We start from the raw sequence: 15,241 nt of genomic DNA on the forward strand, positions 1-15,241 counted from the left end.
TGTCTTACTCTTTCACCGCCGAGACGACGCCGGCGCCGACGGTACGGCCGCCTTCGCGGATGGCGAAGCGCAGGCCCTGGTCCATCGCGATCGGCGTGATCAGCTCGACGTCCATTTTGACGTTGTCGCCCGGAAGAACCATTTCCTTGTCCGCCGGAAGCGTGACAACACCCGTCACGTCCGTCGTCCGGAAGTAGAATTGCGGACGATAGTTCGTGAAGAACGGCGTGTGACGGCCACCCTCTTCCTTCGTCAGGATGTAGGCCTCGGCCTCGAACTTCGCGTGCGGCGTGATCGAACCCGGCTTGCAGAGAACCTGGCCGCGCTCCACGCCTTCACGGTCGATGCCGCGGATCAGCGCGCCGATATTGTCGCCGGCCTGACCCTGGTCGAGCAGCTTGCGGAACATTTCCACGCCCGTCACCGTCGTCTTCTGCGTGTCGCGGATACCCACGATCTCGACTTCGTCACCAACCTTGATGATGCCCGTCTCGACGCGGCCCGTCACAACCGTCCCGCGGCCCGAAATGGAGAACACGTCTTCCACCGGCATCAGGAACGGCTTGTCCAGCGGACGCTCAGGGGTCGGGATGTACTCATCCACAGCCGCCATCAGCTCCAGGACCTTGTTCTTGCCGATCTCCTCGTCACGGCCTTCGACCGCCGCCAGCGCAGACCCGGCAATGATCGGGATCTCGTCGCCCGGGAAGTCGTACTCGTTGAGCAGCTCGCGGACTTCCATCTCGACCAGTTCCAGAAGCTCCGGATCGTCGACCTGGTCGACCTTGTTCAGGAACACCACGATCGCCGGAACGCCAACCTGGCGCGCCAGCAGAAGGTGCTCGCGCGTCTGCGGCATCGGGCCGTCAGCCGCGTTCACAACCAGGATCGCCCCATCCATCTGCGCGGCACCCGTGATCATGTTCTTCACATAGTCGGCGTGGCCCGGGCAGTCGACGTGCGCATAGTGGCGCGCTTCGGTCTCATACTCCACGTGCGCGGTGTTGATCGTGATCCCGCGTGCCTTCTCTTCCGGCGCGTTGTCGATGTCCTCATACGACTTCGACTCACCGCCCCAGCTCTCGTGAAGCACCAGCGTGATCGCCGCCGTCAGCGTCGTCTTGCCGTGGTCAACGTGTCCAATCGTACCAATGTTTACGTGCGGCTTGCTCCGCTCAAACTTTGCCTTGGCCATTTGGCCTCTCCTTCACTTCAAATCTTTCATTTCATCCCACCCGGCCGGACGTATCCGGACCGGGCCAGCCACCAACCAGCTTAGCCAGCCAGATCCTGAACGATCTTCTGAGCTTCGGCTTTCGGCACTTCGGCATAGTGGTCGAACTGCATGGTGAACTGCGCACGTCCCTGGGACATGCCCCGCAGGTTCGACACATAGCCGAACATGTTCACGAGCGGCACGAAGGCACTGATCACAACGGCATTGCCGCGCGGATTGGAGCCCTGGATCTGGCCGCGACGCGAGTTCAGGTCGCCGATAATGTCGCCCATATACTCTTCCGGCGAAATCACCTCGACCTTCATCACCGGCTCCATGAGCCTCGGATCGGCCTGGGTGCGCAGCTCACGAAAGGCCGCGCGGGACGCGATTTCGAAGGCGAGCACGGAGGAGTCAACGTCGTGGAACTTGCCGTCGATCAGCGTCGCCTTAAAGTCGGTCACGGGGTAGCCCGCGAGAAGACCGTTTTCCTTGGCTTGCGTCAGGCCTTTTTCCACGCCCGGGATGTATTCCTTCGGCACAGCACCGCCGACAATCGCGCTTTCGAAGACGAAGCCCGAACCGGCTTCAAGCGGCTCGAACTGGATCTTGACTTCGGCGAACTGGCCGGAGCCGCCCGACTGCTTCTTGTGCGTGTAGAGGATCTCGGTCGGCTGACCGAGCGCCTCGCGATAGGCCACTTGCGGCTGGCCGACATTGGCCTCGACCTTGAACTCGCGCTTGAGGCGGTCGACCAGGATGTCGAGGTGAAGCTCGCCCATGCCCTTCATGATGGTCTGGCCGGACTCGATGTCGCTTTCGACCTTGAAGGACGGGTCTTCCGCGGCAAGGCGCGCAAGGCCTGCCGACATCTTTTCCTGGTCAGCCTTGGACTTCGGCTCGACAGCGATCTCGATCACCGGGTCCGGGAAGGTCATCGTTTCGAGGACCACCGGGTCGGACTTGTCGCAGAGCGTGTCGCCGGTCGTCGTTTCCTTCAGGCCTGCCAGGGCGATAATGTCGCCAGCACCGGCCCACTCGATCTCCTCGCGGGAGTTCGAGTGCATCATCATCATGCGGCCGATGCGCTCCTGCTTGCCCTTCGTGGAGTTGAGCATCGAGCCACCCTTGGTGATCGTGCCCGAATAGATGCGCAGGAAGGTCAGCGAGCCGACAAAGGGGTCGTTCATGATCTTGAAGGCAAGACCGGAAAACGGCTCATTGTCGTCGGCATGACGCGGGATGTTGCGGACTTCTTCCTCGTCGCCCGGCTTGAAGCCCATATAGGCAGGCACGTCGAGCGGGCCCGGAAGATAGTCGATGACAGCGTTCAGCAGCGGCTGGACGCCCTTGTTCTTGAAGGCCGAACCGCCAAGCACCGGCACGAAAGCCATGGTCAGCGTGCCCTTGCGGATCAGTTCGCGCAGCTTGGCCTCGTCCGGCTCATTGCCTTCGAGGTAGGCTTCCATCGCCTCTTCGTCCTGCTCGACAGCCAGCTCGACCAGCTCGCCGCGCATTTCTTCGGCTTGCTCACGAAGGCTGTCGCGCACGTCACGGACGTCCCAGGACGCGCCGAGGTCGGAGCCTTCCCAGACCCACTCCTTCATCGTGATCAGGTCGACGACGCCTTCGAGCTCGTGCTCGGCGCCGATCGGCAGCTGGATCGGAGCCGGCGTGGCGCCCGTACGGTCCTTGATCATCTTCACGCAGTTGAAGAAGTCGGCGCCGGTCTTGTCCATCTTGTTGACGAACACGATGCGCGGAACTTCGTAACGGTCGGCCTGACGCCAGACGGTTTCGGTTTGCGGCTCGACACCGGCATTGGCGTCCAGAACGCAGACAGCACCGTCGAGCACAGCCAGGGAACGCTCGACCTCAATGGTGAAGTCGACGTGTCCGGGCGTGTCGATGATGTTGAAGCGGAATTTCGCTTCCTGCGGCGTGTCGCCATAGATGCCGGTCGGGTTCTTGCCGTCCTCGGTCCGGAACCAGAAGGTCGTCGTGGCAGCACTGGTAATGGTGATACCGCGCTCCTGCTCCTGCTCCATCCAGTCCATCGTCGCGGCGCCGTCATGGACTTCGCCGATCTTGTGGGACTTGCCGGTGTAGAACAGGATGCGCTCGGTGCAGGTCGTCTTGCCGGCATCGATGTGCGCCATGATGCCAAAGTTACGATAACGCTCCAGCGTGTATTCGCGGGCCATGGGATTACCTTTGTTGTCTTGCTCCGGGAGGGGAACGGTGTTGGGTGTCTGTTACCAGCGGTAGTGCGAGAAAGCGCGGTTGGCTTCCGCCATGCGGTGCGTATCTTCGCGCTTCTTCACAGCCGCGCCACGGCCCTGCGAAGCATCCAGAAGCTCGCCGGCGAGACGCTCACGCATGGTGTTTTCGTTGCGCGAACCGGCAGCAGCCGCCAGCCAGCGAATGGCCAGGGCCTGACGGCGCTCGGGGCGCACTTCGACCGGAACCTGATAGGTTGCGCCACCCACACGGCGCGAACGCACTTCGACAGCCGGGGAAATGGCTTCGAGCGCGGAGTGGAAAACCTCCACCGGGTCCTTCTTGGCCTTGTCCTCGACCAGGTCGAAGGCACCGTAAACGATGCGTTCGGCGGTCGATTTTTTACCATCCAGCATGATCTGGTTCATGAACTTCGAGATCACGATGTCCTTGAACTTCGGATCCGGAAGGACCTGGCGTTTTTCTGCGCGGTGACGACGAGACATGGCTGGCGACCCTTATTTCGGTTTCTTCACGCCGTAATGCGAACGGCGTTGCTTACGGTTCTTGACGCCCTGCGTATCGAGGACACCACGGAGAATGTGATAGCGCACACCCGGAAGGTCCTTCACGCGACCGCCGCGGATAAGGACAACGGAGTGCTCCTGGAGGTTGTGGCCTTCGCCGGGAATATAGCAAAGCGATTCAAACCCGGTGGTCAGACGCACCTTGGCCACTTTCCGAAGCGCCGAGTTCGGCTTCTTCGGCGTGGTCGTGTAAACGCGCGTACAAACGCCACGACGTTGCGGATTGCCCTTGAGGGCCGGTGTTTTCTGCCGCGCCGGCTTCGGCTTGCGCGGATTGCGGATAAGCTGTTGAATCGTTGGCATGAGGGCCTTTTGACTACTTTCTTCCATGGCCCCATCGGACCAGTTCAAACCAAGATAGCCCGATTGGGCCATTCCTGACCCGACCGGACCACCAATTCCGTACTATGCCGGCATTGCGGCGCCAGTAACGGGCCGCCGGAGACCATTTAACTCATGGCCTCAGCCAGCGTTCGGCGCGTGTTAAGACCCTGAACCCGCCGCGTCAAGTCTCCTCGACGGCGGCGGCTGTGATCAGGGTGCATTCCACCTCGCCTATTCCGCCGCATCCGGTGCAGGCAGCGCTGCTGCTGCCTGATCGGCGGCCTCGCGGCGCTTGGCACGGAGCTTCGCGTCGCGCTGGCCGGCAATGCGGCGGAAGTTGCGCATGCCACCGCCAGTACCGGCCGGAATGAGACGGCCGACGATGACATTCTCCTTGAGGCCTTCCAGCGTATCGACCTTGCCCTGAAGGGCGGCTTCGGTCAGCACGCGGGTCGTCTCCTGGAAGGAGGCCGCAGAGATGAAGCTGCGGGTCTGCAGCGATGCCTTGGTGATCCCGAGCAGCACCGGCACACCGGAGGCCTCACGCTGGTCCTGCTTGCGCGAGCGGCGGACAGAAGCGTTCGCCTCTTCCAGCTCGAGCAGGTCGACATGCTCGCCCTTGAGCAGCGTTGTCGTGCCCGGATCGGTGATCTCGATCTTCTGCAGCATCTGGCGGACAATCACCTCGATGTGCTTGTCGTTGATCGGCACACCCTGCAGGCGATAGACCTTCTGGACCTCGTCCACCAGGTAATTGGCAAGCGCTTCGATACCAAGCGAGCTCAGAATGTCCTGAGGCGCCGGGTTGCCATCGACGAGATATTCGCCGCGGCGGATGAAGTCACCGTCCTGGAAGGAGATGCGCTTGTTCTTCGGCACGAGATACTCGACCGGGTCGGCGCCCTCTTCTTCCGGCATGATCGCGATCTTCCGCTTGTTCTTGTAGTCGCGGAGATAGGATACACGCCCGTCGATATCGGCGATGATCGCATGATCCTTCGGACGGCGGGCCTCGAAGAGCTCGGCCACACGCGGCAGACCACCGGTGATGTCCTTCGTCTTCGCGCCACCCGTGGCGGTCCGTGCCAGGCTGTCACCGGCCCCGACCTCATCGCCGTCATTGACGGAGAGGATGGCGCCCGGCGACAGGAGGTAACGGGCCTCGGTGCCGTTCGGCAGCGTCTTGGCTTCGCCCTTGTCGTCGACGATCAGCACGGACGGACGCAGGTCGTTGCCCTTGCTGCCGCGATAATCGACGATCACGCGGGACGAAATGCCGGTGGCTTCGTCGGTTTCCTCGCGGGCCGTCATGCCGTCGACCACGTCGATCAGCTTGGCCGTGCCCGGGATTTCCGAGACGAGCGGTTGTGCGAACGGATCCCAGTCGGCCAGCTTGTCGCCCGGCTTCACCTTGGCACCGTCCTTCACATAGAGACGCGTACCATAGCCCGGCTTGAAGGTCTGGCGGGTGCGCCCGTCCTCGTCGACAACGGAGACAGACATCTGGCGCCCGACCACGACAAGGGTCTTGTCCTGCCTGGTGACCGTGTCGGCCTCCTCGAACTTGATCTTGCCTTCGAAGGCGGATTCGACAGACGATTCCTCGGCCACGGTCGCCGCACCACCGATGTGGAAGGTCCGCATGGTGAGCTGCGTGCCCGGCTCGCCGATCGACTGGGCGGCAATGACGCCAACGGCTTCACCGCGGTTGACCACCGTGCCCCGCGCCAGGTCACGGCCATAGCAGGCCACACAGACGCCGGTCTTGGTTTCACAGGTCAGCGGCGAGCGCACCTTCACCTCGTCGACACCGGCCTCCTCGATCGCAAGCGAGAGGGCTTCGTCGAGATAGGTATTGGCCGGGCAGATCAGCTCGTCGGTCTTCGGATTCTTCACATCCTCGCCGGTGGTCCGGCCGAGAATGCGCTCCGACAGCGGCACCACAACATCGGCGCCTTCCATGACGGCGGCGATCTGGATGCCGTTCTCGGTGCCGCAATCGTCTTCGACGATAATGCAGTCCTGGGCGACATCGACCAGACGGCGGGTGAGATAACCGGAGTTCGCGGTCTTCAGAGCCGTATCGGCCAGACCTTTCCGGGCCCCGTGCGTCGAGTTGAAGTATTCAAGAACGGTCAGGCCTTCCTTGAAGTTCGACACAATCGGCGTCTCGATGATCTCGCCGGACGGCTTGGCCATCAGGCCGCGCATCCCGGCAAGCTGCTTCATCTGGTTCTTCGAACCACGCGCACCGGAGTGGGCCATCATGAAGACCGAGTTGGTCTCCATCTGGCGGCCGGTCTTCTCGTCGACAGCCGCTTCACCGGCGGCATCCATCATCGCGTCGGCGACCTTGTCGGTACAGGTCGACCAGGCGTCGACCACCTTGTTGTACTTCTCGCCGCGCGTGATCAGGCCTTCGGCATACTGACGCTCATACTCGGACACCTGGGCCCGGGTATCCTCGACCAGCTTCGCCTTGGCAGCCGGGATCTTCATGTCGTCCTTGCCGAACGAAATGCCGGCCTTGCAGGCCTCGCGGAAGCCGAGCTCCATGAGCTTGTCACAGAAGATGACCGTCGCCTTCTGACCGCAGTTCCGGTAGACCTCGTCGATCAGCTTGGAGATGGCCTTCTTGGTCATCAGGTCGTTGACGACTTCCGGCTGGATCCCCTTCATCTTCGGCAGAAGCGACGCGATCATGTAGCGGCCCGGCGTCGTGTCGATGATGCGGACTTCTTCATTGCCCTCTTCATCGACGCCCTCGAAGCGAGCCTTGATCTTGGCGTGCAGCGACAGCTTCCCGCTCTGGAGCGCATGCTCCAGCTCGGACACGTCGGAGATCGCCATGCCCTCGCCCGGCTCCTTGTCCTTGTCGAGCGACAGGTAATAGAGGCCGAGGACGATATCCTGCGACGGCACGATGATCGGCTTGCCGTTGGCCGGCGACAGGATGTTGTTCGTCGACATCATCAGCACGCGGGCTTCCAGCTGGGCTTCCAGCGAAAGCGGCACGTGAACGGCCATCTGGTCGCCGTCGAAGTCGGCGTTGAAGGCGGCACAGACCAGCGGGTGAAGCTGGATGGCCTTGCCTTCGATCAGTTTCGGCTCGAACGCCTGAATGCCGAGGCGGTGCAGCGTCGGCGCCCGGTTGAGCAGGACCGGGTGTTCGCGGATCACCTCTTCGAGGATGTCCCAGACTTCCGGCTTTTCCTTCTCGACCAGCTTCTTCGCCGCCTTCACCGTGCCGGCGAGGCCCTTGGCGTCGAGACGCGCATAGATGAACGGCTTGAACAGTTCGAGCGCCATCTTCTTCGGCAGGCCGCACTCATGCAGCTTCATGTTCGGGCCAACCACGATGACCGAACGGCCGGAATAGTCGACGCGCTTGCCGAGCAGGTTCTGGCGGAAGCGGCCGTGCTTGCCCTTCAGCATGTCGGAGAGCGACTTCAGCGGGCGCTTGTTGGTGCCCGTGATGACGCGACCGCGGCGGCCATTGTCGAACAGGGCGTCGACAGACTCCTGAAGCATCCGCTTCTCGTTCCGGATGATGATGTCCGGTGCACGCAGCTCCATCAGGCGCTTCAGGCGGTTGTTGCGGTTGATGACCCGGCGATAGAGGTCGTTCAGGTCGGACGTCGCAAAGCGGCCACCGTCCAGCGGCACCAGCGGACGCAGGTCCGGCGGGATGACCGGAACGATCGTCATGATCATCCATTCCGGCTTGGCACCGGAGGCCAGGAAGGATTCAACGACCTTCAGGCGCTTGGAGAATTTCTTGGTCTTCAGCTCGCTGGTGGACTCGGCCAGGTCCTCGCGCAGCTGGTCGGCCAGCGATTCAAGGTCCAGAGCGCGCAGTAGCTCGCGAACGGCTTCGGCGCCGATCATGGCGGTGAAGCTGTCCTCGCCATGCTCGTCCTGGGCTTCCATATACTCTTCTTCGGTGAGCAGCTGGTTCGGCTCGAGCGGGGTCAGGCCCGGTTCGATGACGACATAGCTTTCGAAGTAGAGTACGCGCTCGACGTCCTTCAGCGGAATGTCGAGCAGCGTCGCGATGCGGGACGGCAGCGACTTCAGGAACCAGATGTGAGCGACCGGAGCCGCCAGCTCGATGTGGCCCATACGCTCGCGGCGCACCTTGGCGAGGGTAACTTCCACGCCGCACTTCTCGCAGACAATGCCGCGATACTTGATGCGCTTATACTTCCCGCAAAGGCACTCATAGTCCTTTATCGGGCCGAAGATACGGGCACAGAACAGGCCTTCGCGCTCGGGCTTGAAGGTCCGGTAGTTGATGGTTTCTGGTTTCTTGATCTCGCCGGAAGACCAGGACCGGATCTTTTCCGGGCTGGCAATGGAGATCTTGATCGCCTCGAAGCTCGGAGCCGGGGCGTTGTTGTTGAAGATGCTGGCGACGTCTTGGCGCATGTTTTCCGCTCCTTGGGAGGGGTGCGACCGGACCGGGGTCCGGCCAGAAAAAATCAGTCTCTACTCGACACGAATGCCTCGCGGCGGCCTATTCGGCCGCCACTGGCGTATCATCGTCATCCTCATTGGCTTCGATCAGTTCGACGTTGAGGCCGAGCGACCGCATTTCCTTGACGAGCACGTTGAAGCTCTCCGGAATACCGGCCTCGAAGGTGTCGTCCCCGCGGACGATCGCCTCGTAGACCTTGGCACGGCCAGCCGTATCGTCCGACTTCACGGTCAGCATTTCCTGCAGCGTGTAGGCGGCACCATAGGCTTCCAGCGCCCAGACCTCCATCTCGCCGAAACGCTGGCCGCCGAACTGGGCCTTGCCGCCCAGCGGCTGCTGGGTAACGAGCGAGTACGGGCCGGTCGAACGGGCGTGGATCTTCTCGTCCACCAGGTGGTGGAGCTTGAGAAGATACTTGTACCCGACCGTGACAGGCCGGCGGAAGGCATCGCCGGTACGGCCATCGAACAGCGTGACCTGACCGGAGGAATCGAGCCCTGCCCGCTCCAGCATCTCGACGATGTCGGCTTCACGCGCCCCGTCGAAGACCGGGGTTGCGATCGGCACGCCGCTCGTGAGATTGGATGCCAGTTCGACGATTTCATCGTCGGTTTCCGGCAGGCTCTCTTCTGCGCCATACACCTTCTGCACGGTCTCGCGCAGGATGGCGTTGTCGTGGTTCTCGTTCCACTCGTCGAGCGCGTTCTGGACGACCCGGCCAAGGCCGTTCGAGGCCCAGCCCATATGCGTCTCGAGAATCTGCCCGACATTCATCCGCGACGGCACGCCGAGCGGGTTGAGCACGAGATCGACAGGCGTGCCATCCTCGAGGAATGGCATGTCCTCGGCCGGGTTGATCTTGGAGATCACCCCCTTGTTGCCGTGGCGCCCGGCCATCTTGTCGCCTGGCTGAAGCTTGCGCTTCACGGCCAGGAAGACCTTGACGACCTTCATCACGCCCGGCGGCAGATCATCGCCGCGCTGGACCTTGTCGACCTTGTCGTTGAAGCGGGCTTCAAGCTCACGCAGCGACTCGTCGAAACGGGTCTGCAGCTGATCAAGTTCGCCCTGGGCCTTTTCGGACTTCAGCGCGATTTCCCACCACTGGCTCTGACGCAGCTCTTCGAGCGCAGCCTCGGTGATCTTGCCGGCCTTGAAGCCTTTCGGGCCTGCCGCGGCGTCCTTGCCGACGAGCAGTTCGTGAAGACGCGCATAGGTGTTGCGCTCAAGGATGTTCTGTTCGTCTTCCTTGTCTTCCTGCAGCTGCTCGATCTGCTCACGCTCGATCTGAAGCGCGCGCTGGTCCTTGTCGATGCCGTGGCGGTTGAAGACACGGACCTCGACAACCGTCCCGGCCCCGCCCGGCGGCACACGCAGGGAGGTGTCACGAACATCGGAGGCCTTCTCGCCGAAGATGGCGCGGAGAAGCTTTTCTTCCGGCGTCATCGGGCTTTCGCCCTTCGGCGTGACCTTGCCGACGAGGATGTCGCCAGCCTTCACTTCGGCACCGACGGCAACGATCCCGGCTTCGTCGAGGTTGCGGAGCGCTTCCTCGCCGACATTCGGAATGTCACGCGTGATCTCTTCCGGGCCGAGCTTGGTGTCGCGGGCGGCGATCTCATACTCCTCGAGGTGGATCGAGGTGAAGACGTCGTCTTTCACGATCCGCTCGGAGATGAGGATCGAGTCCTCGAAGTTGTAGCCATTCCACGGCATGAACGCGACGAGCACGTTACGGCCAAGCGCCAGTTCGCCGAGATCGGTCGACGGGCCGTCAGCGATGATGTCACCGCCGGAAACCACGTCGCCCACGCGGACGATCGGGCGCTGGTTGATGCACGAGTTCTGGTTGGAGCGGCGGAACTTGGCGAGACGGTAGATATCGACGCCGGACTTGCCGGAGTCGATGTCCTCGGTCGCCCGGACCACGATCCGGGTCGCGTCCACCTGCTCGATCACACCGGAGCGGCGGGCCACGACAGCCGCGCGGCTGTCACGCGCGACGACGGCTTCCATGCCGGTGCCGACATAAGGCGCTTCGGACTTCACCAGCGGCACGGCCTGACGCTGCATGTTCGAGCCCATCAGCGCGCGGTTGGCGTCGTCGTTTTCCAGAAACGGAATGAGCGCGGCAGCGACCGAAACGACCTGCTTCGGCGACACGTCCATGAATTCGACTTCCTCGCGCGGGACGAGGGTCGCCTCGCCATTGACGCGGGCGTTGACGAATTCGTGCTCAAGCTCGCCCTGGTCGGAGACCGTGGCGTTCGCCTGCGCGATGGCATAGCGGTGCTCTTCCATGGCGGAGAGATACACCACCTCATCGGTGAGCTTGCTGTCCTTGACCTTCCGGTACGGGCTTTCGATGAAGCCGTACTTGTTCACCCGCGCATGCGTGGCAAGCGAGTTGATCAGACCGATGTTCGGGCCTTCAGGCGTCTCAATCGGGCAGATCCGGCCATAGTGGGTCGGGTGCACGTCGCGCACCTCGAAGCCGGCGCGCTCGCGCGTGAGACCACCCGGGCCGAGCGCCGAGAGACGGCGCTTGTGGGTGATTTCCGAAAGCGGGTTGGTCTGGTCCATGAACTGCGACAGCTGCGAGGAGCCGAAGAATTCACGCACAGACGCCACGACGGGCTTCGCATTGATCAGGTCATGCGGCATCACCGTGTCGATATCGACCGAGGACATGCGCTCCTTGATGGCGCGCTCCATGCGGACGAGACCGATGCGGTAATTGTTCTCCATGAGCTCGCCCACGGAGCGGACACGGCGATTGCCGAGGTTGTCGATGTCGTCGACTTCGCCCTTGCCGTCCTTCAGGTCGAGAATGACCTTCATGACGCCGACAATGTCTTCCTTGCGGAGGATACGGGTCGTGTCCTCCGCCGGCTCATAATCTTCAAGCGCCATATTGAGGCGCATGTTCATCTTCACACGGCCAACCGCGGAGAGGTCATAGCGCTCGCCGTCGAAGAAGAGCTGGTTGAACAGCGCTTCGGCGGCTTCCTGCGTCGGCGGCTCGCCCGGACGCATGACGCGATAGATGTCGGACAGCGCCTCGAAGCGCGTCTCGTTCTTGTCGGCCTTCAGCGTGTTGCGCAGCCACGGGCCGCGGTCGGCGCCGTCGATGTCGAGGATCTCGATCGACTTCTGGCCCTGCTCGCGCAGTTCCGCGACCAGCTCTTCCTCGAGCAGGTCGCCGGCCTCGCCGAAGATCTCGCCGGTTTCCTTGTTGACGATGTCACGGCCCAGGAACTTGCCGACCAGCGCCGTGGACGGCACCAGCAGCTCTTCCGTGCCGCCTTCGGCAATCCGCTTGGCGGCCAGCGCGGTGACCTTGCGGCCGGCCGGCGCGACGACCTTGCCGGTCTTGGCGTCGACCAGGTCGAATTCCGGCTTCTGGCCCTTCCAGGCTTCCGGACGGTAGGCCGCGATCCAGCCCTTCTTGTCGAGCTTGTAGATCGAGCGGGTGTAGAAGAGGTCGATGATCTCATCGGTATCGTAGCCCAGCGCATACAGCATGGTGGTGGCCGGCAGCTTGCGCTTGCGGTCGATACGGATGTTCAGGATGTCCTTGGCATCGAACTCGAAGTCGAGCCAGGAACCGCGATAAGGGATGATGCGGGCTGCGAAGAGCAGCTTGCCCGAGGAGTGCGTCTTGCCACGGTCGTGGTCGAAGAACACGCCTGGCGAGCGGTGCATCTGGGAGACGATGACACGCTCGGTGCCATTGACGATGAAGGTGCCCTTCTCGGTCATCAGCGGGATGTCGCCGAGATAGACTTCCTGCTCCTTGACCTCCTTGATGGACTTGGCGCCCGTGTCCTCGTCGACATCGAAGACGACCAGCTGCAGCCGCACCTTGAGCGGCGCTGCGTAGGTCAGGTCGCGCTGCATGCACTCCTGAACGTCAAATTTCGGGGGTTCGAATTCGTAGGAGACGTATTCGAGAGTTGCGCGCTCGTTGAAGTCAACGATTGGAAAAACGCTCTTGAAGACACCACCAAGACCGTCATCCGTGCGCTCGGCGAGCGCCGTGTGCATTTGCAGGAAGTGCTCGTAAGAGGAGCGCTGCACTTCGATGAGGTTTGGCATGTCGATGGCTTCGGGAATACGACCGAAGGATTTGCGGATACGTTTTTTTTCCGTGAAAGAAAGAGCCATCACTTGTTCCGTTTCTTGCCGCTCAGAAGCCCGGGAGAGAGGCCACGAGGCGGCTTGCCACCTGAAACGCGAGGACGCGGCAGGACCAAAAAGGTCCCGCCGCGCTCATAATCTACTGAAATCGCGCCTCGCGCAGACACGATCCCATGCAAAGCAAGCCGTGAAAAGGCTTACTTGATTTCGATCTTGGCGCCAGCCTCTTCGAACTTCTTCTTGAGTTCTTCGGCTTCGTCCTTGGACACGCCTTCCTTGATCGGCTTCGGAGCGCCTTCCACGAGTTCCTTGGCCTCTTTCAGGCCAAGGCCGGAAACGACTTCGCGCACGACCTTGATGACGTTGATCTTCTTGTCGCCGCCATCGGTCAGGATGACGTCGAATTCGTCTTTTTCTTCTTCAGCAGCGCCGCCGGCGTCGCCGCCTGCTGCCGGGCCGGCAACAGCAACAGCTGCCGCAGCCTTGATACCACGCTCTTCGAGATAATCGTTGAGCTCTTTGGCTTCCATGATGGTGAGGCCGAGAAGTTCGTCACCAAGTTTTGCAATATCTGCCATTTGTCTGATCGACTTTCTGTTTCGGGTTTAGAGGTTGTTCTGGTTTCGCGTTGAATGCCTGACGTTAGGCCGCTGCCTTTTCGCCAATGACGTTGATCGCGCCAGCAAGCTGCTGCCCAGGTGCGTTGATACGCTGAACAACTTCGCTGGCCTGACCCGTCAGACGGGCAACAATGGTTGCAATCAGCTCTTCGCGCGACGGCATCTTGGCAAGCGCTTCCACGCCAGCCCCGTCCATCACTTCGGCGCCCATGACGGCACCGATGAGCTTCAGCTTTTCATTGTCCTTGGCAAATTCGGCGGTCGCCTTTGCAGGAACCGTCGGGTCCTCCGCATAAGCAATTGCCACCTGACCTGAAAAAAGGTCCGTCGCCGCATCACCGCCCTTGCCGCGAAGGGCAATCTTGGCAATCCGGTTCTTGACCACTTTGAGCCGCCCGCCCTGCTCTCTGAGCTTGGCACGCAGCCCCGTCATTTCCGCAACGCTCAAACCGGTATAATGCGTAACGACAACTGCACCGGAATTCTCGAAAACTTCTTCGAGTTCCGCGAGCGCCGCCTGCTTTCCAGCTCTATCCATTACGGTTCTCCAGTTAAGGCGTCCGGCCCATCCGGGCGCCCGGGAATTCGCCTTCGATGGCTGCCGCCACCTCCAGCGCCTGCCCAGGGCCTGGCGAAACCAAACTGACCGAAAGCGTCGCCTTCGACAGCCTCTAACCTCGCCTCACCCCGTCTATCATGGGAATTACATACCGAAGGGCATGACCCATGGTCTTGGACAGGAAAACGGGAGACCGCCGAATGGTTCGGAGAGCTCCCGTCGAGCCGAGCCTGTTAACGTGTAATCCACGGCGCCGCAACCCCTCGCCAGCACAAAATGTCATGCGGCGGGGTTGCTCTATCACCATTTTGCGGGAGGCTACTCTGAAACGCCCCGAAACGCAAACACCCGGACCAGACGGCCCGGGTGCTGCACTGTCTCTGGATTGCTCTGGCGCCTTAGCTGGCCGCCAGCGCGTCCGCCGTATCGATCTGAACACCCGGCCCCATCGAGGAAGAAAGCGCGACGCGCTTCAGATAGGTGCCCTTGGCGCCAGCCGGCTTCGCCTTGATCACGGCATCGAGGAAGGCCTTGAGGTTCTTCTCGAGCGCATCCTCGCTGAAGCTCGCCTTGCCGATGCCGGCATGCACGATGCCCTGCTTCTCGACACGGAACTCCACAGAACCACCCTTGGCGTCCTTGACGGCCTGGCCGACATTCGGCGTCACGGTGCCGACTTTCGGGTTCGGCATCAGGCCACGCGGGCCGAGCACCTTACCGAGACGGCCGACAACGGCCATCATGTCCGGCGTCGCGATGACGCGGTCGAAATCCATCATGCCGCCCTGGATCTGCTCCATCAGGTCCTCGGCACCGACGATGTCGGCTCCGGCTTCCTTGGCTTCTTCCGCCTTGGCGTCGCGAGCGAAGACCGCCACGCGGACATCCTTGCCCGTGCCGGACGGCAGCGCGACCATGCCGCGAACCATCTGGTCGGCATATTTCGGCTCGACGCCGAGATTGAGGGCGACTTCGATCGTCTCGTCGAATTTCGCCTTGGCGTTCGACTTCACGAGCTTGACGGCTTCACTGAGACCATAGGCCTTGGTGGCGTCCACTTCCGCCATTGCGGCGCGATAACGTTTTCCCTGTGCCATG

General features: G+C 62.0%; 9 protein-coding genes. All 9 read right to left on the bottom strand.

The window, feature by feature from the left end; all coding sequences use genetic code 11:
* Positions 1–4: 4 nt before the first annotated feature.
* The 9 genes from tuf to rplA all read right to left on the bottom strand — a co-directional run bounded on the left by tuf (position 5) and on the right by rplA (position 15,240).
* The gene (gene tuf / locus B8784_RS13115) at positions 5–1,195 is read right to left on the bottom strand and encodes an elongation factor Tu (RefSeq protein WP_084398400.1); all 1,191 of its coding nucleotides are present in this window, start codon (positions 1,193–1,195) and stop codon (positions 5–7) included.
* Positions 1,196–1,275: 80 nt separating this feature from the next.
* Positions 1,276–3,420 (bottom strand): elongation factor G, encoded by a 2,145-nt coding sequence (gene fusA / locus B8784_RS13120; RefSeq protein ID WP_084398401.1) that lies wholly within the window; start codon positions 3,418–3,420, stop codon positions 1,276–1,278.
* A gap of 51 nt (positions 3,421–3,471) precedes the next feature.
* Complete coding sequence (rpsG, locus tag B8784_RS13125) at positions 3,472–3,942, bottom strand: 30S ribosomal protein S7 (RefSeq protein WP_084398402.1); 471 nt, start codon at positions 3,940–3,942, stop codon at positions 3,472–3,474.
* Between the two features lie 12 nt (positions 3,943–3,954).
* Positions 3,955–4,326 (bottom strand): 30S ribosomal protein S12, encoded by a 372-nt coding sequence (gene rpsL, locus B8784_RS13130; protein ID WP_084398443.1) that lies wholly within the window; start codon positions 4,324–4,326, stop codon positions 3,955–3,957.
* 252 nt (positions 4,327–4,578) lie between these two features.
* Entirely contained in the window at positions 4,579–8,775 is a 4,197-nt protein-coding gene (gene rpoC, locus B8784_RS13135) for a DNA-directed RNA polymerase subunit beta' (protein WP_084398403.1), read from the bottom strand.
* A gap of 88 nt (positions 8,776–8,863) precedes the next feature.
* Positions 8,864–12,991 (bottom strand): DNA-directed RNA polymerase subunit beta, encoded by a 4,128-nt coding sequence (gene rpoB / locus B8784_RS13140; protein ID WP_084398404.1) that lies wholly within the window; start codon positions 12,989–12,991, stop codon positions 8,864–8,866.
* A 170-nt stretch (positions 12,992–13,161) separates the two neighbouring features.
* Positions 13,162–13,542, bottom strand: a complete 381-nt coding sequence (gene rplL, locus B8784_RS13145) for a 50S ribosomal protein L7/L12 (RefSeq protein ID WP_084398405.1) — start codon at positions 13,540–13,542, stop codon at positions 13,162–13,164.
* Positions 13,543–13,606: 64 nt separating this feature from the next.
* Entirely contained in the window at positions 13,607–14,122 is a 516-nt protein-coding gene (rplJ, locus tag B8784_RS13150) for a 50S ribosomal protein L10 (protein WP_084398406.1), read from the bottom strand.
* A 419-nt stretch (positions 14,123–14,541) separates the two neighbouring features.
* Positions 14,542–15,240, bottom strand: coding sequence for a 50S ribosomal protein L1 (rplA, locus tag B8784_RS13155; RefSeq protein ID WP_084398407.1), 699 nt, complete (start codon positions 15,238–15,240; stop codon positions 14,542–14,544).
* Position 15,241 lies beyond the last annotated feature (1 nt).

This window comes from Henriciella aquimarina, assembly GCF_002088975.1.
Lineage (GTDB): Bacteria > Pseudomonadota > Alphaproteobacteria > Caulobacterales > Hyphomonadaceae > Henriciella > Henriciella aquimarina.